At 69.1% G+C, this 21718-nt stretch carries 19 protein-coding genes, 1 tRNA gene and 3 pseudogenes; 18 read left to right on the top strand and 5 right to left on the bottom strand.

Annotation, left to right across the window (positions count from 1 at the left end):
- The first annotated feature begins 6 nt into the window (after positions 1 to 6).
- The 15 genes and pseudogenes from ACFJI0_RS08840 (at position 7) to ACFJI0_RS08770 (ending at position 13685) form a co-directional block, all read left to right on the top strand.
- A complete protein-coding gene (locus ACFJI0_RS08840; protein WP_382324353.1) occupies positions 7 to 1962 on the top strand; it encodes a hydantoinase/oxoprolinase family protein in 1956 nt (651 codons plus the stop codon).
- Positions 1902 to 2996 (top strand): annotated as a pseudogene (locus ACFJI0_RS08835) (hydantoinase B/oxoprolinase family protein); the annotation flags it as partial. The gene ACFJI0_RS08840 and the pseudogene ACFJI0_RS08835, both read left to right, overlap by 61 nt.
- The gene (locus ACFJI0_RS08830) at positions 2980 to 3561 is read left to right on the top strand and encodes a hydantoinase B/oxoprolinase family protein (protein WP_382325584.1); all 582 of its coding nucleotides are present in this window, start codon (positions 2980 to 2982) and stop codon (positions 3559 to 3561) included. The pseudogene ACFJI0_RS08835 and the gene ACFJI0_RS08830, both read left to right, overlap by 17 nt.
- Before the next feature lie 13 nt (positions 3562 to 3574).
- Positions 3575 to 4555: a Bug family tripartite tricarboxylate transporter substrate binding protein gene (locus ACFJI0_RS08825; protein WP_382158532.1), complete on the top strand. Its 981-nt coding sequence runs from the start codon at positions 3575 to 3577 to the stop codon at positions 4553 to 4555.
- 7 nt (positions 4556 to 4562) lie between these two features.
- A complete protein-coding gene (locus ACFJI0_RS08820) occupies positions 4563 to 4964 on the top strand; it encodes a RidA family protein (RefSeq protein ID WP_382324351.1) in 402 nt (133 codons plus the stop codon).
- A 50-nt stretch (positions 4965 to 5014) separates the two neighbouring features.
- Positions 5015 to 5431: pseudogene (locus ACFJI0_RS08815) on the top strand (TetR family transcriptional regulator); the annotation flags it as partial.
- 43 nt (positions 5432 to 5474) lie between these two features.
- Positions 5475 to 5738, top strand: a complete 264-nt coding sequence (locus ACFJI0_RS08810) for a TetR family transcriptional regulator C-terminal domain-containing protein (RefSeq protein WP_382325582.1) — start codon at positions 5475 to 5477, stop codon at positions 5736 to 5738.
- Positions 5739 to 5860: 122 nt separating this feature from the next.
- Entirely contained in the window at positions 5861 to 6880 is a 1020-nt protein-coding gene (locus ACFJI0_RS08805; RefSeq protein ID WP_382325580.1) for a PDR/VanB family oxidoreductase, read from the top strand.
- A gap of 11 nt (positions 6881 to 6891) precedes the next feature.
- The gene (locus tag ACFJI0_RS08800; RefSeq protein ID WP_382324349.1) at positions 6892 to 8151 is read left to right on the top strand and encodes an amidohydrolase family protein; all 1260 of its coding nucleotides are present in this window, start codon (positions 6892 to 6894) and stop codon (positions 8149 to 8151) included.
- 21 nt (positions 8152 to 8172) lie between these two features.
- Complete coding sequence (locus ACFJI0_RS08795) at positions 8173 to 9030, top strand: creatininase family protein (protein ID WP_382324347.1); 858 nt, start codon at positions 8173 to 8175, stop codon at positions 9028 to 9030.
- A gap of 70 nt (positions 9031 to 9100) precedes the next feature.
- The gene (locus tag ACFJI0_RS08790) at positions 9101 to 10099 is read left to right on the top strand and encodes an ABC transporter substrate-binding protein (protein WP_382158540.1); all 999 of its coding nucleotides are present in this window, start codon (positions 9101 to 9103) and stop codon (positions 10097 to 10099) included.
- A 98-nt stretch (positions 10100 to 10197) separates the two neighbouring features.
- On the top strand, positions 10198 to 11007 hold the full coding sequence (locus ACFJI0_RS08785; RefSeq protein ID WP_382158542.1) for an ABC transporter ATP-binding protein: 810 nt from the start codon (positions 10198 to 10200) through the stop codon (positions 11005 to 11007).
- Positions 11004 to 11815 (top strand): annotated as a pseudogene (locus tag ACFJI0_RS08780) (ABC transporter permease). The gene ACFJI0_RS08785 and the pseudogene ACFJI0_RS08780 overlap by 4 nt, the downstream one beginning before the upstream one ends.
- 26 nt (positions 11816 to 11841) lie before the next feature.
- Entirely contained in the window at positions 11842 to 13200 is a 1359-nt protein-coding gene (locus ACFJI0_RS08775; RefSeq protein WP_382324345.1) for an FAD-binding oxidoreductase, read from the top strand.
- Between the two features lie 29 nt (positions 13201 to 13229).
- Complete coding sequence (locus tag ACFJI0_RS08770) at positions 13230 to 13685, top strand: RidA family protein (protein ID WP_382324343.1); 456 nt, start codon at positions 13230 to 13232, stop codon at positions 13683 to 13685.
- A gap of 168 nt (positions 13686 to 13853) precedes the next feature.
- Here ACFJI0_RS08770 and ACFJI0_RS08765 read toward each other — a convergent pair whose 3' ends face one another.
- On the bottom strand, positions 13854 to 15056 hold the full coding sequence (locus tag ACFJI0_RS08765) for an HD-GYP domain-containing protein (RefSeq protein WP_382324341.1): 1203 nt from the start codon (positions 15054 to 15056) through the stop codon (positions 13854 to 13856).
- 102 nt (positions 15057 to 15158) lie between these two features.
- Positions 15159 to 15839 (bottom strand): TetR/AcrR family transcriptional regulator, encoded by a 681-nt coding sequence (locus tag ACFJI0_RS08760; RefSeq protein WP_382324339.1) that lies wholly within the window; start codon positions 15837 to 15839, stop codon positions 15159 to 15161.
- 169 nt (positions 15840 to 16008) lie between these two features.
- On the opposite strand from ACFJI0_RS08760, the gene ACFJI0_RS08755 reads away from it, so the two are divergent.
- The 3 genes from ACFJI0_RS08755 (at position 16009) to ACFJI0_RS08745 (ending at position 20479) form a co-directional block, all read left to right on the top strand.
- Complete coding sequence (locus ACFJI0_RS08755) at positions 16009 to 18132, top strand: gamma-glutamyltransferase (protein ID WP_382324337.1); 2124 nt, start codon at positions 16009 to 16011, stop codon at positions 18130 to 18132.
- Between the two features lie 36 nt (positions 18133 to 18168).
- Positions 18169 to 19143, top strand: coding sequence for a Bug family tripartite tricarboxylate transporter substrate binding protein (locus ACFJI0_RS08750; protein ID WP_382324336.1), 975 nt, complete (start codon positions 18169 to 18171; stop codon positions 19141 to 19143).
- 64 nt (positions 19144 to 19207) lie between these two features.
- Positions 19208 to 20479, top strand: a complete 1272-nt coding sequence (locus ACFJI0_RS08745; RefSeq protein WP_382324335.1) for an amidase — start codon at positions 19208 to 19210, stop codon at positions 20477 to 20479.
- A gap of 59 nt (positions 20480 to 20538) precedes the next feature.
- On the opposite strand, the gene ACFJI0_RS08740 is transcribed toward ACFJI0_RS08745, so the two are convergent.
- The 3 genes from ACFJI0_RS08740 to fdx form a co-directional block, all read right to left on the bottom strand.
- A tRNA-Val gene (locus tag ACFJI0_RS08740) sits at positions 20539 to 20613 on the bottom strand.
- A 56-nt stretch (positions 20614 to 20669) separates the two neighbouring features.
- Positions 20670 to 21377: a DNA polymerase III subunit epsilon gene (dnaQ, locus tag ACFJI0_RS08735; protein WP_382158552.1), complete on the bottom strand. Its 708-nt coding sequence runs from the start codon at positions 21375 to 21377 to the stop codon at positions 20670 to 20672.
- Positions 21377 to 21715, bottom strand: a complete 339-nt coding sequence (fdx, locus tag ACFJI0_RS08730; protein ID WP_382158553.1) for an ISC system 2Fe-2S type ferredoxin — start codon at positions 21713 to 21715, stop codon at positions 21377 to 21379. Before fdx ends, dnaQ begins: the two co-directional genes overlap by 1 nt.
- Positions 21716 to 21718: the final 3 nt, after the last annotated feature.

The raw sequence follows: 21718 nt of genomic DNA, 5'->3' as shown, positions 1-21718 counted from the left end.
GCCGGCATGAGCACACCGAGCTGGGCCATCGGCATCGACATGGGTGGCACCTTCATCGACGTGGTGGCCTGCGCCTCGGACGGCACACTGCGCAGCCTCAAGCACCCGCGCGAAGCGGGCCAGCTGGTGCAGCCGATCCTGCAGGCCGTGCAGCGCATGCTCGATGAAAACGGCATCGCGCCCACCCAGGTCGCGCGCATCGTGCACGGCTCCACCGTGGTCACCAACCTGCTGCTGGAGCAGAACGACGGCCCGGTGGCCGTGATCACCAACACCGGCATGCGCGACATCCTCGCGCTGGCGCGCCAGGACCGGCGCGACCTGTACACCGCCGCCGTGCTGCCGCCCACGCCCGAGCGCCGCCTGTTTCCCGCCGCGCACCGCGTCGAGATCGCCGGGCGCGTGGACGCGCACGGCGACGAGATCGAGCCGCTGGACCGCGAACAGCTCACCGCCCTGGCCCACCGCATCGCCGCCTCGGGCCTGCGCTCGGTCGCGGTCTGCCTGCTGTTCTCGCACCTGCGACCGGCGCACGAGCAGCAGGTGCGCGCCTGGCTGCTCGAAGCGCAACCTGAACTGATGGTCTCGCTCTCCAGCGAGGTCGACCCCAAGCCGCGCGAGTTCGAGCGTTTCCTCGCCACCGCCTTCGACGCCTACAGCAAGCCCATGGTGCAGCAGTACCTGCGGTCGCTGGGCGGCGCGCTGGCCGAACGCGGCCTGCCCGCGCCCGCGCTGATGCGCTCCGAAGGCGGCATCGCGCCCTGGCAGGATGCCGTGGCGCGCCCCATCGGCCTGGCGATGTCCGGCCCCTGCGCCGCGCTGCAGGGCGTGGCCGCGAGCCTGCCCGACAGCGATGCCGCCCAGGTGGTGATGTCCATCGACGTCGGCGGCACCAGCACCGACATCGGCATCCTCGAAACCGGACGCCCCCTGTTCACCGACACCCTGCTCTGCGGCGACCTCACACTGCGGCTGCGCTGCGCCGACGTGGAATCGCTCTCCATCGGCGGCGGCAGCCTGGCCAGCGTGAACGCCGGTGGCGGTCTGCGCCTGGGCCCGCGCTCGCAAGGCGCCTGGCCCGGCCCCGCGGCCTACGGCCTGGGCGGCACGAACGCCACGCTGACCGACGCCCTGCTGCTGCTCGGCCGCCTGCCGCGCCAGCTCTCCGGCGGCGTGGCGCTGGACGTGGCGCTGGCCGAAGCGGCCGTGGCGCGCGACGTCGCGTTGCCCCTGGGCATCGCCACCATCGACGCGGCGAAAGCCATCGTCGCCACCGCCGCCACGGCCATGGCCGAGAGCGTGAAGATGCGCGCCTTCCAGCGCGACATCCACCCCGCCGACTGCCTGCTCGTCGCGGCGGGTGGCGGTGGCGCCCAGCACGTGGCCGAGGTGGCCGAGCTCGCGGGCGTGTCACAGGTGCGCGTGATCGCGCACGCCGGCGTGGTCGCCGCGCTGGGCCTGCTGGCCTCGCCGCCCACGCAGACGGTGGAGAAGGCCTGTTCGCTGCCGCTGAATGCCGATGGCCTGGCCGCGCTCACCGCCTTGCGCGGTGACTTGCATCCCTCCATCGAATGCGCGTCCATCCGCTGGAGCCTGGAGATCCTGCACCGGGGGCAAGGCAGCCCGGTGGAAGTGGCCTGGCTGCCCGAAGACAACCTGCCCGCGCTGCAGGCGCGCTTCGCCGCGCGCTACGAAGCCCTGCGTCGCCAGATGCCCGCGCGCAGCGACGCGCTGGTGGGCCTGCTGCGCGGTGTGTTCGAACAGGCCGTGCCCCAGCCCGGCGTCAACGCCCACCACCTGCGGCCCGACCCCGCGCTGTGGGCCGGCTGCGCCGCCACGGGCCAGGGCCCGCAGGCCCTGTTCGCGGCCACCACCACCGTGTGGGTGCCGGCGGGCTGGCAATGGGCGCAGGAGGCCGACGGCTCCCTGCTGCTGACGCAGGCCGAGGAGGCGCGCGCATGAACGAACACCTGATCCTGATGGAGCCCGTGCGGCTGGCGCTGCAGGGCATCGTCGACCGCATGCAAAGCCGCATGATGCGCGCGGCCTACTCGTCGATCGCGCGCGAGGGCGGCGACTGCGCCGCCGCCGTCTTCCTGCCCGACGGCCGCCTGCTCGCGCAGGCGCGCTCGCTGCCGCTGCTGCTGGGTTCGCTGATCCCCGCCGTGGCCGGCGTCCTGAAGCGTTTTCCCGCGCCGCAGATGGCCGAGGGCGACGCCTACCTCATGAACGATCCCTGGTCGGGCGGCACGCACCTGCCCGACCTGATCGTGGTGCGGCCCATCGTCCGCGAGGGCGTTACCATCGCGCTGGCCGCCGCCATCCTGCACCACCAGGACGTGGGCGGCATGGCGGCCGGCTCGATCCCGCCGAACGCCACCGACATCCACCAGGAAGGCCTGCGCATTCCGCCGGTGCGCTGGCGCGCGGCCGGCGTGGTGGACAGCAACGTCGAGACCCTGCTCACCGCCAACAGCCGCACACCGGGCAACCTGGTCGGCGACCTGAACGCGCAGTGGTCCGCCGTGAGCCTGGGCGCGCGCGAAACCGCCGCGCTGCAGGCGCGCACCGGCCCCGCCTTCAACGCCGTGTGCGATGCCCTGCTCGCGCAGTCCGAGCGCATGACGCGCGACGCCCTGCGCCAGGTGCCCGACGGCGCCTGGCAGTGGGAAGACCAGCTCGACGGCGACGGCATCGACGACGCCCCGGTGCGCATCGCGGTGAGCCTGCGCAAGCACGGCGACGCGCTCACGATCGACTTCACGGGTTCGTCGCCGCAGACGCGCGGGCCGGTGAACGCATCGCCCTCGAGCATGATGTCCGCCATCCTGTTCTTCATGCGCTCGCTCGCGCCGCAGGCGCCGAACAACGCGGGCTGCCTCGCGCCCGCCACCTGGGTGCTGCCCGAAGGCAGCGTGGTCAACCCGCGCCTGCCCGCCGCGGTGAACGCGCGCACCGCCACGCTCAAGCTGGCCTGCAATGCCATGCTCAGCGCCTGGTCGCTCGGCGCCTCGCGCGAGCCGCTGGCCTCGAACGCGGGCGTGCGCAGCGGTGCTTTCGCTCGGCGGCACCGGGGCCGGCGGCCAGCGCTGGCTGCTCACCGAGATCATCGCCAGCGGCGCGGGCGCGAGCGCGCAGGCCGATGGCACCAGCGGCATTTCCACCGACGTGGGCAATGCGCGCAACACGCCGGTGGAGGTGATCGAATCCGAAGCGCCGCTGCGCGTGAGCACCTACGCGATCCGCGAAGGCTCGGGCGGCGTGGGCCGCTTCGTGGGCGGCCATGGCGTGCGGCGGGTATACCAATTGCTAGAAGGACAGGGCAGCGTCTCCTACCGGGGCGAACGCCATGTCAGCCGCGCGCGCGGCAGCCAGGGCGGTGGCGATGGTTCACCGTCGGCCGCCCGCATCGAAAGAGCCGATGGACGCATCGACGTGTTGCCCGCCCGGGCGCGCGTCGAGTGGTCGGCGGGGGACAGGCTCGTCATAGAAACGGCCGGAGGAGGCGCTTGGGGTGCACCAGACCACACACTGGTGGCACCGAAAGACCAACCCACATGAAAGTGATCTCGCCATGAACCGCATCACCACCACCTTCGCGCTCGCGGCCACGCTCGCCGTGACCGCGCTCGCGCCCTCGCTCGCTTCGGCGCAGGCCTACCCCAGCAAACTGGTGCGCATCGTCGTGCCCTTCCCGCCCGGCGGCAGCACCGACCTGCTCGCGCGCAAGCTCGGCGAGAAACTCACCGTCACCTGGAAACAGACCGTGGTGGTGGACAACCGCGCGGGCGCCGGCGGCACCGTGGGCGCGGACCACGTCTCCAAGTCCGAGCCGGACGGCCACACGCTGCTGCTGGGCGTGACCGGCAGCAACGGCATCGCCGGCGCGCTCTACCCCAACCTGCCCTACGACATGGTCAAGGGCTTCACGCCCGTCACGGCCGTGGTGAGCGCGCCGCTGCTGATCGTGAAGAACCCCAACCTGCCGGCGAAGAACCTGCAGGAGCTGATCGCGGCCGCGCGCGCCAAGCCCGCCTCGATCACCTACGGCTCGCCCGGCAGCGGCACCTCGATGCACCTGACCGGCGAGATGTTCAAGCTCGCCACCAAGGCGTCGTTCCTGCACATCCCGTACCGCGGCAGCGCCGGCGCGCTCACCGACCTCATGGGCGGCCAGATCGACCTGATGTTCGGCGACGTGCTGGTCGTCATGCCGCAGATCCAGGCCGGCAAACTGGTGCCGCTGGCCGTCACATCCAAAGAACGCCACCCGCTGTTCCCCAACGTGCCCACCGTCGCCGAGAGCGGCTACCCGGGCTTCGAGGCGCTGTCGTGGCAAGGCCTGTTCGCGCCGCCCGGCACGCCGGCGGCCATCGTCGAAAAGATCAACAAGGACGTGAACGCCGCGCTGACCAGCCCCGACATCCAGGAGTACTTCGTCTCGCGCGGCTTCAAGCTCGGCGGCAGCAGCGCCACCGAGTACAAGGCCTTCATCGAATCGGAAACGAAGAAGTGGGCCTCCATCGTCAAGGCCTCCGGTGCCAAACCCGACTGATCCCCGCATGAGCCCCAACCCCGGCATTGAACACATCGGGCCGCCCGTGGAACGGGCCGGCAAGGTCCAGCCCATCTCGCCCGCGGTGGTGGTCGAGGACCGGCTGGTCTTCGTCGCCGGCCAGGTGCCCATGTGCAACGGCCAGGCGGCCGGCGAGGACATCGCGAGCCAGACCCACTACACCCTGGACCTGATCGAGGCCATCCTGCAGCGCGCCGGCTGCACGCTGGCCGACGTGGTCAAGACCACGGTGTGGCTGGTCAACGCCAAGGACTACCCCGGCTTCAACGAGGCCTACGCCGAGCGTTTCCCCGCGGCCACGGCGCCCGCGCGTTCGACCGTCATTTCCGGCCTGATTGCCCCCGTGCTGGTGGAGATCGAGGCGGTGGCCCTGCGCCGCCCCGGCTGAGCCCGTGGCGAGGGGCTGGCCGCGCGCACCAGAATGGCGCGCCTGCTATCATGAAATCCCACTTTTCAGCGCGTCGTGGCCGGCTCCGGCCCACGCGACTCCGGACCATGACAGCTGCAGATTCCCCGGCACGGCGCGAGCCCCGCGCCGCCACCCCCACGCTTGCGCGCCCCGCACGTGCGGTGCGGGAAAGCCGACAGCGCATCCTCGCCGCCATCCGGGAAGCGGCCACCCAGGAGTTCAGCCTGCATGGCCTCAAGGGCACCTCCACCCAGGCCATCGCCGAGCGCGCCGGCCTGACCAAGCCCCAGCTGCACTACTACATCACCGGCAAGGAGGAGCTCTACAACGAGCTGCTGGACTCGGTGATGATGGCCTGGAAGATCGAGTTCGCACCGCCCGGCCTGACCGAGCCGGCCGACATCCTGAGCCACTACATCCGCCAGAAGCTGGACCATGCCTTCGACCAGCCCACGGTCTCGCGCATCTTCACGCGCGAGATCCTGGACGGTGGCGCACAACCTGGGGCGCTACTGGCCCAACGCCCGCACCTGGGTCCAGAAGGAAGTCGGCATCATCAACGGCTGGATCGCGCGCGGTCTGATGAAGCCCATGAACGCGCACCTGCTGCTCATGCACATCTGGGCCATGACGCAGCACCACGCCGATTTCGCGCTGCAGGTGCGCCACATCTGCGGGCCCCTGGACCGCGAGGCCGTGGCGAACGAGCTCATCCCGTTCATCCTGCGCGGCTGCGGCCTGCTGCGCGACTGAGCGCGCTGTGGCGCCAACGACACGCGGCGCCACCTTCCTTCCCTGAATCTGCGGGTTTTCACGGTTTCCCCGGGGATGATTCTTCTTATACTGACCAAATAGTCAAATTAAATGGTCAGAAATTGAGTTCGATCAACACGCCAGCGGGCCAACCGGTCCATGCCAGCCCCCCGAACGGCCCCGCGCCACGCGGTGACCTGACCATCCGCGTCGCCCGCGTCGTGCGCCACACCGACGAGGTCAACAGCTATGTGCTGCAGCGCATCGACGGCCTGCCCCTGCCGGCCTGCGAGGCCGGCGCGCACGTGGACGTGTACCTGCCCGGCGGCCTGGTGCGCAGCTATTCGCTCTGCGGCGATCCGACGCGCACCACGGAGTCGTACGAGATCGCGGTCAAGCGCGAAGACACCGGCCGCGGCGGCTCGCGCGCCCTGCACATGTGGGTGCGCGAAGGCGAGATCCTGCGCATCGGCCTGCCGCGCAACCAGTTCCGCCTGGCGCCGAACGCGGCCCACCACCTGCTGCTGGGCGGTGGCATCGGCGTGACGCCCCTGGTCTCCATGGCGCATGCGCTGCACGCGCTGGGCGCGCCGTTCACGCTCGCGGTGTTCGCGCGCAGTTCCAAGCACCTGGCCTTGTGCAGCACGCTCGACCACGCACCCTGGCGGCGCAACGTGCAGGTGCACTTCGACAGCGTGCCGTCGCCCACCCGCCCCTCTTCCGTGATCGCCCAGGCGCCGGCCGGTTCCCACGTCTACTTCTGTGGGCCCGAGGGCTTCATGACCCACGTGCGCGAGGCCTGCCAGAGCTGGCCGGCCGAGCGCGTGCACTTCGAGTACTTCAGCGCCCCGACCCAGCCCCAGGCCGCCCCGGCCCAGACGTCGGGTTTCGAGGTGCTGCTCGCGCGCCGCCAGCTGCGCCTGCCCGTGGCGCCGGGCAAAAGCATCGCCCACGTGCTGCAAGGCGCGGGCGTGGCGGTGGACACCGTGTGCGAACAAGGCATCTGCGGCTCCTGCCTCACGCCCTACCTCGATGGCACGCCGGACCACCAGGACGCGTGCATGACCGAGGCCGAGCGCGCCACGCACGTGGCGATCTGCTGCGCGCGCAGCCACTCGCCCACCCTGACCCTCGACCTCTGAACCCCACCCCCATGCCGCAGCCGCCCGCCGCCCCCGACTTCATCGCCAACGCGCGGCTGCCGCGCTGGCTGCTGCCGACCGACTGGCCCACCGACCGCGCCGGCCCGGCCCTGGCGCTGCTGGAACTGGCCCAGGGCCGTGTGACCCGCACCTCGCCCATCACCGGCACCGTCAGGGTCACCGGCCAAGGCTGGGACGTGCAGGGCGCGCCGGTGCTGCCCGGGATGGTCGATGCGCACACGCACCTGGACAAGGCCTTCATCCTGCCGCGCATGGGCGCCGTGAAGCCCGGCCTGCTCGGCGCGATCGACGCGGTGATCGGCGACCGCGCCCACTGGACCCACGCCGACCTGCGCGAGCGCGCCGAGCGCGGCCTGCAATGGGCCTGGGAGGCCGGAACCACGCACCTGCGCACCCACATCGACTGGTGGGACCCCAGCACCCCGCCCCTGGCGTGGGAGGTGACCGCCGAACTCGCCGCCGAATGGCGCGGCCGCGTGCGGCTCGAACAGGTCGCCCTGATCAAGCTCGGCCTGTTCCAGGACCGCGACGAGGCGCGGGCCCTGGCGCGCCGCGTCGCCGCCACCGGCCCGCACGCGCTGCTCGGCGGTTTCGTGCACTCCAGCAACTGGGACGCCAACGCCCTGCGCCACCTCGTGCACGCCGCGCAGGCGGTCGATCTGGACCTGGACCTGCACGTGGACGAGGAACTCAATCCCGGCGCGCAAGGCCTGGCCTTCATCGCGCTGCTGCTGCGCGACATCGGCTTCACCGGCCGCGTGGTCTGCGGCCACAACTGCGCGCTCGCGGCCCAGCCCGAGGACCAGGCGCTGGCCACGCTGGACGCCGTGGCGCGCGCGCCGATCACACTGGTGTCGCTGCCCATCACCAACCTGCTGCTGCAGGACGCCGTCACCGGCCGCACGCCGCGCCTGCGCGGCCTCATGCTGGTGAAGGAAGCGCGCGAGCGCGGCATCCCGCTGCTGTTCGCCAGCGACAACGTGCAGGACCCGTTCTGCCGCGTCGGCAGCCTGGACCCGCTCGAAGCCATGCAGGCCGCCACGCTGGCCGGCCAGCTCGACACCCCTTTCGACACCTGGTCCGACGCGCTGTGCCGCGCCGACTGGCTGCAGCGCCAGCCGCTGGCCCGCGCCACGCTGGACGGCGCGAATGCCGACCTCGTGGTGTTCACCGCCTCGGACGCCCATGCCTGGCCCTCGCGCACCACGCCCCGCGTGGTGCTGCGCAACGGCCGCCCCCTCATTCCCTGACTCCCCACAAGGACCCGCCCCATGATGCACGGCTACTTCCCCCCGCACCGTTTCCTGCCCTACCTGGCCTGGACGGAAATCACCGCGCTGCCCGACCGCGAGAACACGGTCATCGTGCTGCCGGTGGGGGCCACCGAACAGCACGGGCCGCACCTGCCCTGCTCGGTCGACACCGTGATCGCCGCGGGCGTCATCGGCAAGGCCTTCGAGCGCCTGCCCGCCGAGATCCGCGCCTTCGGCCTGCCCCCCATCACCTACGGCAAGTCCGAAGAGCACCTGCACTTCGCGGGCACCATGACGCTCACCGGCACCACCCTGCTCTCGACCATGATCGAGCTGGGCGAGTCGGTCTACCGCTCGGGTTTCCGCAAGCTGGTGTTCGCCAACGGCCATGGTGGCCAGCCGCAGGTGCTGGAGATGGCCGCTCGCGAGCTGCGCCTGCGCCATGGCGATTTCGTCGTCGTGCCCTACGGCGTCTCGCGCGTGCCCAACGTCTCGGGCAAGTTCATCAGCGACGAAGAACGCAAGCTCTCCATGCACGCTGGTCATTCGGAAACCGCGCTGATGCTCGCACTGGCGCCCGACACGGTGCACATGGAGCGCGCGGCCGCGTACTTCCCGCCACCCTTCCCGTCCAAGACGCTCTCGGCCGATGGCCGACCGGCCTGCGCCTGGGTGGCGCGCGACTTCGGCCCCAGCGGCGTCATCGGCGACCCCACCACCGCCACGCGCGAACAGGGCGAAGCCATCCTCGACAGCTTGGCCAACAGCTGGGTCCAGGCCATCACCGAACTCTTCACCATGCGCTGGGTCGTTCGCGATGAACCGACCTGGGAGCGTCGCGACTTCACCGGTCACATCCAGCAGACGCTGGGCTGATCGATCCACCGTTCCGTTTCCCTCCCGCGCTCCTCCGTCCCACCCCCACCCTTCGACAGAAAGGCCTGCCATGTCCTCCTCCGCATCCCTGACCCGACTGTGCCGAGCCCTCGGCGCCACCGCCCTGGGCGTCCTGAGCCTGAGCGCCGCCCAGGCGCAGGAAAAGTTCACCTTCATGACCAACTGGTACGCGCAGGCCGAGCACGGCGGCTACTACCAGGCCATCGCGAACGGCATCTACAAGAAGCACGGGCTGGACGTGACCATCAAGATGGGCGGCCCGCAGATCAACATCATCCAGATCATGGCCGCCGGCCAGGCCGACTGCATCATGGGCGCGACCGACACGCAGATGATGGTGGCGCGCGGCAACGGCCTGCCCATCGTCAACGTGGCCGCCATCTTCCAGAAGGACCCACAGGTGCTGATCGCCCACGAGGACGTGAAGTCCTTCGAGGACATGAAGGGCAAGACCATCCTGATCGCGCCCACGGCGATGCGTGGCATGTGGTCCTGGCTCAAGGGCAAGTACGGCTACACCGACGCGCAGGCGCGGCCCTACACCTACAACATCCAGCCCTTCGTGGCCGACAAGAACGTCGTGCAGATGGGCTTCCTCTCGTCCGAGCCGTTCGCGATCCAGAAGGCCGGCGTGAAGGCCAACACCTTCCTGCTGGCCGACCAGGGCTACCCGCCCTACGCCAACCTGATCTCCTGCATGGACAAGACCGTGAAGGAACGCGAGAAGACCGTGGCCGCCTTCGTGAAAGCCACCGCCGAAGGCTACAAGAGCTACCTGGCCGACCCGGCACCCGCCAACGCGCTGATCAAGAAGGACAACCCCAACATGACCGACGACCAGCTCAACTACGGCATCGGCAAGCTCAAGGAGATGGGCATCATCACCAGCGGCGACGCCGCCAAGCAGGGCATCGGCATCATCACGCGCGAGCGCCTGCTCAAGACGCACGCCTTCCTGGTCGAGAACGAGATGATCGACCCGGCCAAGGTCAACATCGACCAGGCCTACCGCTTCGACATCTCCCGCGACGCCAAGGTCCTGCCCTGACGACCGCTGTGCGCCCGCCGCGGCGGGCGCGCACCACGCGCACCGATGCGGGCTCCGCGCCCGCATCGGCCCGCCCCGCCTTCACCCACAAGTACCCCATGAAGACTGACCAACCGTCCGCCACCCTGGCCATTGACATCCAGGGCGTCCAGAAAACCTACCCCAACGGCACCGTGGCCTTGCAGCCGGTGGACCTGACGGTGCGCGAAGGCGAATTCGTCACGCTGCTCGGCCCCTCGGGCTGCGGCAAGAGCACGCTGCTGAAAATGGTGGCCGGCCTGCTCGAACCCAGCAGCGGCAGCCTCAAGCTCTGGGGCCAGGGGGTCAGCCAGCTGGAGAAGTCGGGCCACCGCCTGGCCTTCGTGTTCCAGTCGCCCACGCTGATGCCCTGGGCCAGCGTGCAGACCAATGTGCGCCTGCCGCTGGACCTGGCCGGCGTGCCGCGCGCCGAGGCCGACGCCCGCGTGGCCGATGCACTGGCCCTGGTGGGCCTGTCCAGGTTCGCCAAGGCCTTGCCGCGCGCCCTCTCCGGCGGCATGCAGATGCGCGTGTCGATCGCGCGCGGACTGGTGGTCGAGCCCACGCTGCTGCTCATGGACGAGCCCTTCGGCGCGCTCGATGAAATCACCCGCCACAAGCTCGACGCCGACCTGCTCGAACTCTGGCAGAAGAAGAACCTCAGCGTCGTCTTCGTCACCCATTCCATCCACGAGGCGGTGTTCCTCTCCAGTCGCGTCGTCATGATGGCCGCGCGCCCGGGCCGCATCGTCGAGGAATTCCAGATCGACCAGCCGTACCCGCGCACGCCGGACTTCATGGTCTCCACCGAATTCAGCCACTACGCCAAGCAACTGCAGGACAGCCTGCTGCGCGCCAGCCGCGACACGACCGAAAGCGCACACGCATGAACCCCACCGTCAACACCCCCTTCCTGAAACAGCCTCGCGTGCAGCGCGTGCTGTACCCGGCCCTGGTCGCCATCGTGCTGGTCGCGCTCTGGCACGGCCTGGTGGTCGGCCTCGAACTGCCGCCCTACCTGGTGCCCTCGCCCGGCCTGATGATGGAGACGCTGGTCAAGGACTGGTCCACGCTCTTCAACTCGCTGGTGATCACCATGAAGATCACCGTGCTGTCCTTCGTGGTGGCCGTGGTCGTCGGCGTGCTGATCTCCTTCCTGTTCGTGCAGAGCCGGTTGATCGAGACCGCGCTGTTCCCGTACGCCGTGCTGCTGCAGGTCACGCCCATCGTGGCCATCGCCCCGCTGATCATCATCTGGGTCAAGCAGCCCACCGCCTCGCTGGTGGTGTGCGCGGCCCTGGTGGCCCTGTTTCCCATCATCTCCAACACCACGCTGGGCCTGCGCAGCGTCGACCCGACCTGCAGAGCTACTTCAAGATGAACCGCGCCACGCGCGGTCAGATGCTCTGGCGCCTGCGCATCCCCAGCGCGCTGCCCTACTTCTTCGGCGGCCTGCGCATCTCCTCGGGCCTGGCGCTGATCGGTGCCGTGGTGGCCGAGTTCGTCGCCGGCACCGGCGGCACCAACACCGGCCTGGCCTACCAGATCCTGATGGCCGGCTACCAGCTCGACATCCCGCGCATGTTCGCCGCGCTGCTGCTGATCTCGCTCGCCGGCGTCTTCCTGTTCGTGCTCATGGCCTGGCTGACCAAGGTGTCGCTGGGCTCCTGGCACGCCAGCGAAATCGCGCAGGACTGAACCGCATTGAAAGAAGACCACACGCCATGACCGTTTCCAGCACCTCCATCGAACAAATCCAGCAGGAACTGCCCGGCCTCGACTGGATCACCGATCCCCTCAAGATCGGCCGCCTCTCGCAGGACTTCTCCTGGTTCAGCCCGGTGCTCAAGCGCCAGCTGCTCGGCAAGCGCGCCGACATCGTCGTCAAGCCCCGCACCGAGGACGAGATCCGACAGGTGGCCTCGGCCTGCGCGCGCCACCGCATCCCGCTCACCGTGCGCGGCAGTGGCACCGGCAACTACGGCCAGTCCACCCCGCTGCACGGCGGCGTGATCCTCGACATGAGCGGCTACAACGCCTTCCTGTGGTCGCGCCCCGGCGTGGGCCGCGCGCAGGCCGGCATCCGCCTGGCCGAGTTCGACAACGCCGCGCGCCCCACCGGCTGGGAGCTGCGCTGCATCCCCTCGACCTTCCGCAGCGCCTCGCTCGGCGGCCTGTTCAGCGGCGGCTTCGGCGGCGTGGGCTCGATCAACTACGGCCCGATCGGCGCGGCCGGCAACATCCTCGGCATCCGCGCGATGAGCATCGAGGCCGAGCCGCAGGTGGTGGAACTGCGCGGCCCCGAAGCCCTGCTGATGCACCACCTCTGGGGCACCAACGGCCTGGTGCTGGAAGTGGAGATGGCGCTGGCCCCGGCCCACGACTGGATGGAGATGATCGTCACCTTCGACGACGCCGACCGCGCGCTGGACTTCGGCAACGCGCTGGCGCACGCGCCCGGCATCGTGAAGAAGAACATCGCCCTGCTGGCCGACCCCATCCCCGCCTACATGGTGCCGCTGGCCGAATACCTGCCCAAGGGCTGCCACGCCGCGCTGCTGCTGGTGGCCGAGTTCTCGGAAGCCGCGGCCCTGCAGGTGATCACCGCCAACGGCGGCCAGGTCACCTACCGCCGCACGGCCGACGAGGTGCGGGCCCAGCACCACACGCTGGCCGAGTACTGCTGGAACCACACCACGCTCAACGCCCTCAAGGTGGACAAGGGCCTGACCTACCTGCAGACCACGTTCACGCCGGGCAAGCACCTGGACCAGGTGCGCCGCATCCGCGAGCTGTTCGGCGACGAGGTGCTGATGCACGTCGAGTTCCTGCGCAGCATGGACGGCTTCACCACCTGCACTTCGCTGCCGCTGGTGCGCTTCACGACGGAAGAACGCCTCAACGAGATCATCCAGATCTTCCGCGACAACGGCATCCGCGTGAACAACCCGCACACCTTCATCATCGAGGAAGGCAAGGTCGGAGGCGACCTGCCGCAGAACGTGATCGACATGAAAAAGCGCTTCGATCCGGCCGGCCTTCTCAACCCCGGGAAGATGCGCGCCTGGGGCCTGCCCGACTGAGCCACCCACCCTTGCACCGGAGACACCACATGAGCACAGGCAAACCCATGGCCCACTACGCCGCCGCCAAACGCGTCGGCGACTTCGTGTTCATGAGCGGCGTCGTGGCCGTGGACCCGGCCAAGCGACGCACCGTGAGCAGCTACGAGGACATCCCCACCAAGGCGCTGGCCGCCCTGCGCAAGCAGGGCTTCGTCACCGGCCAGATGTCGGTGGACGTGTTCGAGGCGCCCATCGTGTCGCAGAGCTGGTTCGTGCTGGACCGCATCCGCCAGCTCGCCGAGGAACACGGCGGGAAGATGTCCGACGTGGTCAAGCTGGTGCAGTACTTCCGCCACCTGCCCCACTACGCGCCCTACAACCGGGTGCGCGGCCTGTTCTTTCCGGGGGAGCCGCCGGTGAGCACGGTGGTCGAGGTCTCGCGCTTCCTGCCCGGCGACGAGGTGCTCGTCGAGGTGGAGGCCACGATGTACCTGCCGCAGTGATATGAAACACCCCCCTGCGCCGCTGCGCGGCTTCCCCCCTCCGTGGCGCGCCTTCGGCGCTTCGAGGGGGAACGGCATCTCGGGCCGGCGCAGCCGGACCCTTGATGCCTCTGGAGGGTGCACTTCTTTCGTTGCGGGTCGCGCTGCGACGCGTTGAGGAACTGATCCCTAGCGTCTGCTCAGCAGGCGCGGCACGTTCACCACCACCCGCACGTCGCCCGGCGGCAGGCTGGCCTTGATCTCGTGGGCCGGGTCCTGCGTGTCGCGCCAGGTCGGCTCGCCCAGCGGCATGCCCTGGCGCCCGACGATGGCGAACACCTGCGGCGCATTCGCCTTGGCGCCGCGCCGCGTCACCACGGCCACCTCGCCGCTGGCCAGGCGCACATAGCTGCCCGGCGGATAGAACCCGATGTGTTTGACGAACAGCGCGCCCAGCGCGTCGGGTTGCTGATCGGGCCCGAGGTACAGCTCGCGCGCCACCTGCTGCGAGAGCAGGCCGCCCCGGCCCATGCGCGGACTGATGCAGGCCACGTACACGTCGGCCATCTGCAGCAGGCGCTGCGCGAGGTCGGCCACGGGTTTGCCCGCCGGGTAACCGCTGCCATCGGGCCGCTCGTGCTGCTCTTCCACCAGGCGCAGCCACAGCGCGTCCGCCACACCCAGTTCGCGCAACATCGCCGCGCTGCGCAAGGGGTGCTCGCGCACCGTCTGGCGCTGGGCGTCGGTCAGGGGACCGGTCTGGCGGGCCATCGCGTCGTGCGTGCGCGTCATGCCCATGTTCATGGTCAGCGCGGCGCGGAACAGCGTGGCCTGCTCGGCGGGCGACACCCCCGTGGAGGGCGACACCAGCGCGCACAGGCCCGCGGAAAGCAGCGCGTGCGTCGCGCTGTAGCCCATGCGGGCATCGAAGAGCAATTGCACCAACACCAACAGGCAGTCGTCCGGCGTCGAGTGCCACAGGCGCTGCGCACGCGCGGCCAGCCGCTCGAGCTTGTCGTAGAACTGGGTGGCGGCCGTGCCCTGGTGCAACAGGCTGTTGAGCGACGCGTGCAGGTCGGCCCAGAGCTCCACCGGCCCGGCCTCCTCGCGTGCCTCGACATGGGGCACCTCCACCGCATGGCTCACACCCGCGATGCGGTTGAGCGGCGCGTTGTCGCGCACCATGCGGTCGAGTTCGGTGGTGTAGCTGTACGACCAGGCGCGCCAGTCGGCCTCCAGCACCACGGGCGAGTGCAGCATCAGCAGCCCCCGGTGCTGTTCCGAGGTGATCGCTTCCCCCTTGCGCAGCAACAGCACGCCCTTCGGGTCCCACACGTTCACGGGAACCGGCTGCTGCAGGGCGATGGCATCCAGAGGAAGCGACTTGTACATTCCGGTGAATCTACGCCTCGCCCGGGCCGCCAAAGCCGGGAATAAACGCAGAAAAGCCCGCAAGTTCGGGCGCTCGCCAGGGGCACCGGCGCGCCGTGGCCCTCAGCGCCGCAGACCGGCCAGGACGAATTCAACGACATGCCGGCGGCGCTCAGCCACCGCCTCTGGCGTTGAAAAATCCCGGTCGAACACCGCGCTCAGGGTGTGGTTGTTCGAGAAGAACAGAAAGATGAGCGAGGTCATCGAGATGTAGAACTGATAGGGATCCACGCCCGGGCGGAACAGGCCCGCGCGCTCGCCCCGCTCAAGCATGGCCGCGACCTTCTCGATGAGGGGCGTGTACAGCGCCCGCAGCTTGGTGGACTGCTGGATGTGGCGCCCGTTGTGCATGTTCTCGTCGGACAGCAGCCGGATGAGCTCCTGGTGTTTCTGCACATGGTCGAAGGTGCTCAAAACCAGATGCTCCACCGCCTCGAACGGCCCGCCGCTGGAGAGCTCCACGTCTTCGTCGTGCATCCGGAAGGACAGATAGGCCCGCTCCAGCACCTCGACAAACAGGGCCTCCTTCGACCCGAAATGGTGGGCGAGCATCTGCTTGCTGACGCCGGCGCGTTTGCAGATGGCGTCCACCCGGGCGCCCTGGAAACCGTTCTCGGAGAACTCCACGTAGGCAGCGTTCAGCAGATTGCTCTTGGTTCGCTCCGCGTTCCGCTTGCCATCGGAGGGTTCGCGCGACCGGCTCGCCGAGATGAGCGGCGCTGGGGACTTGTTGGGGCTCTCCATGGTTTCGATTATGCAGATTCGACATCTTGGTTTTTAACCAACCATCCGGATGGTTGACTAAATGGATTTTGTTTTCTAGACTGCGCGTGCCGCGGGTGCTGACCCGTGGCGCTGTCTGCAACTCAACGGGAAGTGTCGAATGTCCAAACGGCGGCTGGAAATCGGTGAAATGAATCAGCACTGGGTGCTGAACAAGCAGGTCAACACCTCGCGCAAGGGCATCGTGGTGGCGGCCAGCGCCCGCGCGGCGGAGATTGGCGCGACCGTGCTCGCGGAAGGCGGCAACGCGGTCGATGCGGCCGTCGCGGCCGCCTGTGCGCTGCATGTGGTCGAGCCCTGGTCCAGCGGGCTGGGCGGGGGTGGCTGCATGCTCGTCCACCAGGCCAGCGAGAACCGCTGCCACGCGATCGACTTCTCGATGAAATCGGCGTCCGACATCGATGCCCGCGACTACCCCCTCCTCCCGGGCAAGGAACGCTTCGGCACCTTCCGCTGGCCCCGGGTCGAGGGCGGCCGCAACATGTCGGGGCCCACGTCGATGCTCATCCCCGGGGCGATCGATGGGCTCGGGCAGGCGCTGGAGCGTTTCGGCACCTGGGAATGGCGCCGCGCCCTGGCGCCGGCGGTTGAACTGGCCGAGCGGGGCTGGCCGGTGAACTGGTACACGACCCTGGCCATCGGCACGGAAGCCCGTGGCCTGGCGCGCTTCCCCGGCACCCGGGACGTGTTCCTGCGCGACGGGCACTACGCACCGACGGTGGAGGAAGCCGATGGCGTCGACGCCATCCGCAACCCGCGCGACGCCGCGATGCTGCGGCGCCTGGCCGAGCGCGGCTACCGCGACTTCTACGAGGGCGAGATCGCCCGCGATCTCCTGGCCGACGTGGCCGCCTGCGGCCGGACCTGGACGGCGGCGGAACTCGCGGCCTACCGCGCGCGCGTGGCCGAACCGATGGCGCTCGACCACGCCGGCGTGCGCCTGATGGTGGTCCCAGGTCTCAATGGCGGACCGACCGCGCTGCGCTTCTTCGAACGCCATCTTCACGATCACGCGCCCGGGCTCGGCCAGCCCACGCCGGACGACTACCTGCGCATCGCCTCGGTGATGCGCGACTGCTGGGCCGAACGCTACGCCAGCCTGGGCGACACCGGCCCGCGCGACAAATGCACCACGCACCTCAACGTCGTCGACGCGCAGGGCAACATGGTCTCGCTGACCAACACCCTGGGTGCGCGATTCGGCTCGCGCGTCATGCTCGAACGCCTCGGGCTCCTGATGAACAACGGCATGTTCTGGTTCGACCCCGAACCAGGCAAGCCCAACTCCATCGGCCCGGGCAAATGGCCGCTGACCAACGCCTGTCCCATGATGGTGGCGCGCGACGGCCAGCCCTGGCTGGCACTCGGCGCCTCGGGCGGGCGGCACATTCCCCCCCGCCGTGATCCAGTTGCTGTCCTTCATGGTCCACCACGGTCTGAGCCTCGCGCAGGCGTTCAACACGCCCCGGATCGATGCCTCGGACCCGGCGCAGGTGCTCTGCGACCACCGCCTCAGCCCGGCGGTGATCGAGCGCATCGCCGGGCACCACGAGGTCACCCTGCTCGAACACACCGCGTACCCCATGCCCTTCGCCGTGCCCTCGGCCGTCATGCGCGTCGACGGCCAGAACAGCGGCATGGCGTCCATCGACGTGCCCTACAGCGTGGCGATCAGCGAAGAACAGCTCGCACGCCCCTCCAACGCAGCAACCTGAAAAGGAAACCAGCCATCATGAGCCACCCCATCGTCACCCGCGAGCAGATGCTCAAACGCGTGGCCTTCTTCAACCAGCTGGTGCCGAGCACGATGCCGCTGATCGACGCGGTGCTGCCCGAGTACCAGCGGGAGAACTACAACATCATCGGCATGGGCGTGTGCGAAGACGCGTCCATGGAGATCCCGATCACCGACGTGGAGAACTTCCATGTCACCCTGGTGAAGGCCCAGCCGGGCAAAGGCTCGGGCCTGCACCTTCACCAGACCGTCGAAGTCTTCATCCCGCTCTCGGGCACCTGGACGCTCATCTGGGGCGACACCGGCGAGCACGAGATGACCCTGGGCCAATGGGATGCCGTGTCGGTGCCGCCGCACATCATGCGCGGCTTCCGCAACGACGGCGACCAGGAGGCCTACATCCTCGCGATCCTCAGTGGCACGGACCCCGGCAAGGTGGAGTGGGCCAAAAACGTGCTCGACACCGCCCGCCAGGCCGGCTTCGAGCTGGACGCGCAAGGCCACATCACCCGCACCTGACGCACAGACCCTCTTTCGTCGAAAGGACATCCCATCATGATCCAGCTGCTTCTCTCCAAGATCCTCGTGGTGGCCTTGACCGCCGCTGCCGCCCATGGCGCGGCGGCGCAGTCGGCCTACCCCAGCAAGCCCATCCGCATCGTCACGCCGATCGCCCCGGGGGGTTATGAGTGGATCGCGCGGCTTCTCGCGCCCAAGCTCATGGCCAGCCTGGGCCAGCCCATCGTCATCGAGAACCGGGTCGGCGCGAACGGCAACATCGCGATGGACCTCGTGGCCAAGGCACCCGCCGACGGCCACACCCTGCTGTTCGCCTCGACGGGCGCGCTCACGATCAACTCGTCCATCTACGAACGCATGCCGATGGACCCGATGAAGGATCTGGAGCCGGTGGCGCTCGCGGGCACGACGGCCATGCTGTGGGTCGCGAACCCCAATGGGCCGATCCGCACGCTGGGCGACTTCGTTCAACAGGCCAAGGCCGCCCCGGGCAAGCTCGATCTGTCGATGGGCGCCAGCGGATCGCTCAACCACCTGGTTTTCGAAGGCATGCGCCAGCGCCATCGCCTCGATGTGACCGTCGTCCCCCACAAGACCGCGCCCGAGGCGCAGCTGGCGGTCATCAGCGGCATGCTGCCCATCATGGTCGATGCGGTGTCCACCGGTGCGCCGCACGTCAAGTCGGGCAAGCTGCTGCCGCTGGCGGTGACCTCCGCGACCCGGGTGGAGGCCCTGCCCAACGTGCCGACCGCGAAGGAGCTGGGGCTGGACGATCGGGAGTACCTCGGCTGGTACGCGTTCATGGCGCCCCGCGGCACGCCGCCCCAGGTCATCGCGCAGCTGAACCAGGCCATCAACGAGGCCTTGAAAGCGCCCGACGTGCAGGAAAAGATGCGCGGCGCCGGCACCGAACCCACGCAGCGCACGCCCGAGGAGTTCCGCCACTTCATGGTGGACGAGCAGAAGAAATGGGGCGGCATTGCCAAGGCCGGCAACGTGAAGGTGCAATGAGTGGACGCATTCGCTCAGGGCATCAAGGGGTTCGGCGAGGCGTTGCGGCGCGGCGCGGTCACGAGTGAGCAGGCGACGCAGCAGGTACCTTGCCCGCATCGCCCAAAGCCAGCCGAAACTCGCGGCATTCCGCCGCGTGAGGGCAGAGGAGGCGCTGGCGGAAGCCCGCGCCCTGGATGCGGCGCTGTCCGAGGGGGACGACCGTGGCCCCCTGATGGGCGTGCCCATCGCCATCAAGGAGATCATCGCCGTCCAGGGACTGGGCTGCAGCGTCAACTCGTCGCTAGCCGTCGCCGACCTGCTGCCGGCGGAGGGCCCTCTCGTCCGCGCGCTTCGCGCCGCGGGCTGCGTCATCCTGGGCACGACGGTCTCCACGGAATTCGCCCTGGCGACGATCAACTGGAACGACCCGGGCCCCTGGAACCCGGTGGATGCCGCCACGCGCCGCCTGTGCGGCGGGTCCAGCCATGGTTCGGCGGTGGCCGTGGCGGCGCGCCTGTGCGCCTTCGCCGTGGGCACGGACACCGGCGGATCGGTCCGGGTGCCGGCGGCGCTGTGCGGCGTGGCCGGGTACAAGAGCACCCGGGGCACCTGGTCGACCGAGGGTGTTTTTCCAGCGGCACCGTCCCTGGACTCGATGGGCGTGCTGGCCACGAGCGTGGCCGATTGCGCCACGGTGGCGAACGCGATCAAGCCTTCGCCACGCGCTCTGGCCATCCCTCTGCTCGGCTTGCGCCTGGGTCTGCTGCGCGAGCGCGATGGCGAGCCCTTGGACGCAGCGGTCCAGGAAGCGCTCGACGACACCGTCGAGTGGCTGCAGAAGGCCGGTGTGGTGGTGTCGCCCATCGAGCCTCCGGCAGCGGAGGACGTCGCGACACTGTTCTCGCGGCTCATGCCGGCGGAGTTCGCGCGGGTGTTGGGCAAAGAGCGGTTGCGCGCCGGCCTCGGTTCGCTCGACCCGGTGACCGCCGCTCGCGCCGCAGCCGAAATCGACATGGACCCGGCGGAGCTGGACGCCTTGCGGCGACACACCGCGCAATGGCGGCGCCAGGCGCAAGCACAGATGGCGGGATTCGACGCCTGGATGGGTGCCACGACCCCGATGTTGCCCGGCCCCCGCAACGCGTTGCGCTCGCTGGAGGAGGCCTTGCAATGGAACCGGCGCGTCGGGCGCCACACCCGGCCCGTCAACGTGTTCGATCAATGCGCGATCAGCATGCCCATCCCGACGCGGGAAGGCTTCCCGGCCGGCTTGCAACTGATTGGCAGGCACGGTGAAGACCCGCACTTGCTGGCCATCGCCCACGCCATCGAAAAGCTGCTCCACCCTGGCTGACAGGCAAGAAAAAAGGACTGGCGATTTCTCGCAAGTCCTTGTTTCTCCAGCGTCTTGTCTGGTGGGCGGTGCAGGGTTCGAACCTGCGACCCCTGCCGTGTGAAGGCAGTGCTCTACCACTGAGCTAACCGCCCGATTGATCTGACCGATCTCTCGGAAGCCTCAAATTATAGCCGGTTTTTGGGCCGTTTCAGGCGGCTTGCACCGAACGCCACAAGGTTTTGCCTTTGCTCGCCTTGTCCAGTTCGGCCAGCACCCCTTCGTGGGCCTGGCTTTCCTGCTCGTTGGCCAGCAGCACCGGCAGCTCGAAGCGGCTCAGGTCCAGCGCCTCGGTCTGCCCGTCCTCGCCCGGCGCATCGCCCAGGTCCATGAGCAGCGCGTCCTGGCCGCGCGTCATGTTGATGTAGACGTCGGCCAGCAGTTCGGCATCGAGCAAGGCGCCGTGCAGCGTGCGGCCCGAGTTGTCCACGCCCAGGCGGTCGCACAGGGCGTCGAGGCCGTTGCGCTTGCCAGGGAACATTTCCTTGGCCATCACCAGGCTGTCGGTCACCTGGCCCAGGATGGTGGTGATGGGCGGGTGGCCCAGGCGCTCCATCTCCTTGTTGAGGAAGCTGATGTCGAACGGTGCGTTGTGGATGATCACTTCCGCGTCGCGCAGGTAGTCCAGCAACTGGTCGGAAATGGCCGCGAACTTGGGCTTGTCGCGCAGGAACTCGTTGCTGATGCCGTGCACCTTGAGCGCGTCCTCGTGGCTGTCGCGCTCGGGGTTCACGTAGAAGTGCAGGTTGTTGCCGGTGAGCTTGCGATTGAGCAGCTCGACGCAACCGATCTCGATGATGCGGTCGCCGTTCTCGGCCGACAGGCCCGTGGTTTCCGTGTCGAGGACGATCTGGCGCATCAGTGGTTTTCCTTCGCGTGGTTGATCGAGTACTTCGGGATCTCCACCGTGAGGTCCTTCTGCGCCACGATGGCCTGGCACGACAGGCGCGAGTTGGGCTCCAGGCCCCAGGCGCGGTCGAGCAGGTCTTCCTCGGTCTCTTCCAGCTCGTTGAGGCTGTTGAAGCCTTCGCGCACGATCACGTGGCAGGTGGTGCAGGCCGCGCTCATGTCGCAGGCGTGTTCGATGTTGATCTTGTTGTCCAGCAGGGCTTCGCAGATCGAGGTGCCCGCGGGCGCCGTGATGCTGGCGCCCTGGGGACAGTATTCGGGATGGGGCAGGATCTTGATCGTGGGCATGGG

Source organism: Hydrogenophaga sp. UC242_53 (assembly GCF_042696965.1).
Lineage (GTDB): Bacteria > Pseudomonadota > Gammaproteobacteria > Burkholderiales > Burkholderiaceae_C > Hydrogenophaga.
This window is presented reverse-complemented; position numbering and strand designations above follow the sequence as displayed.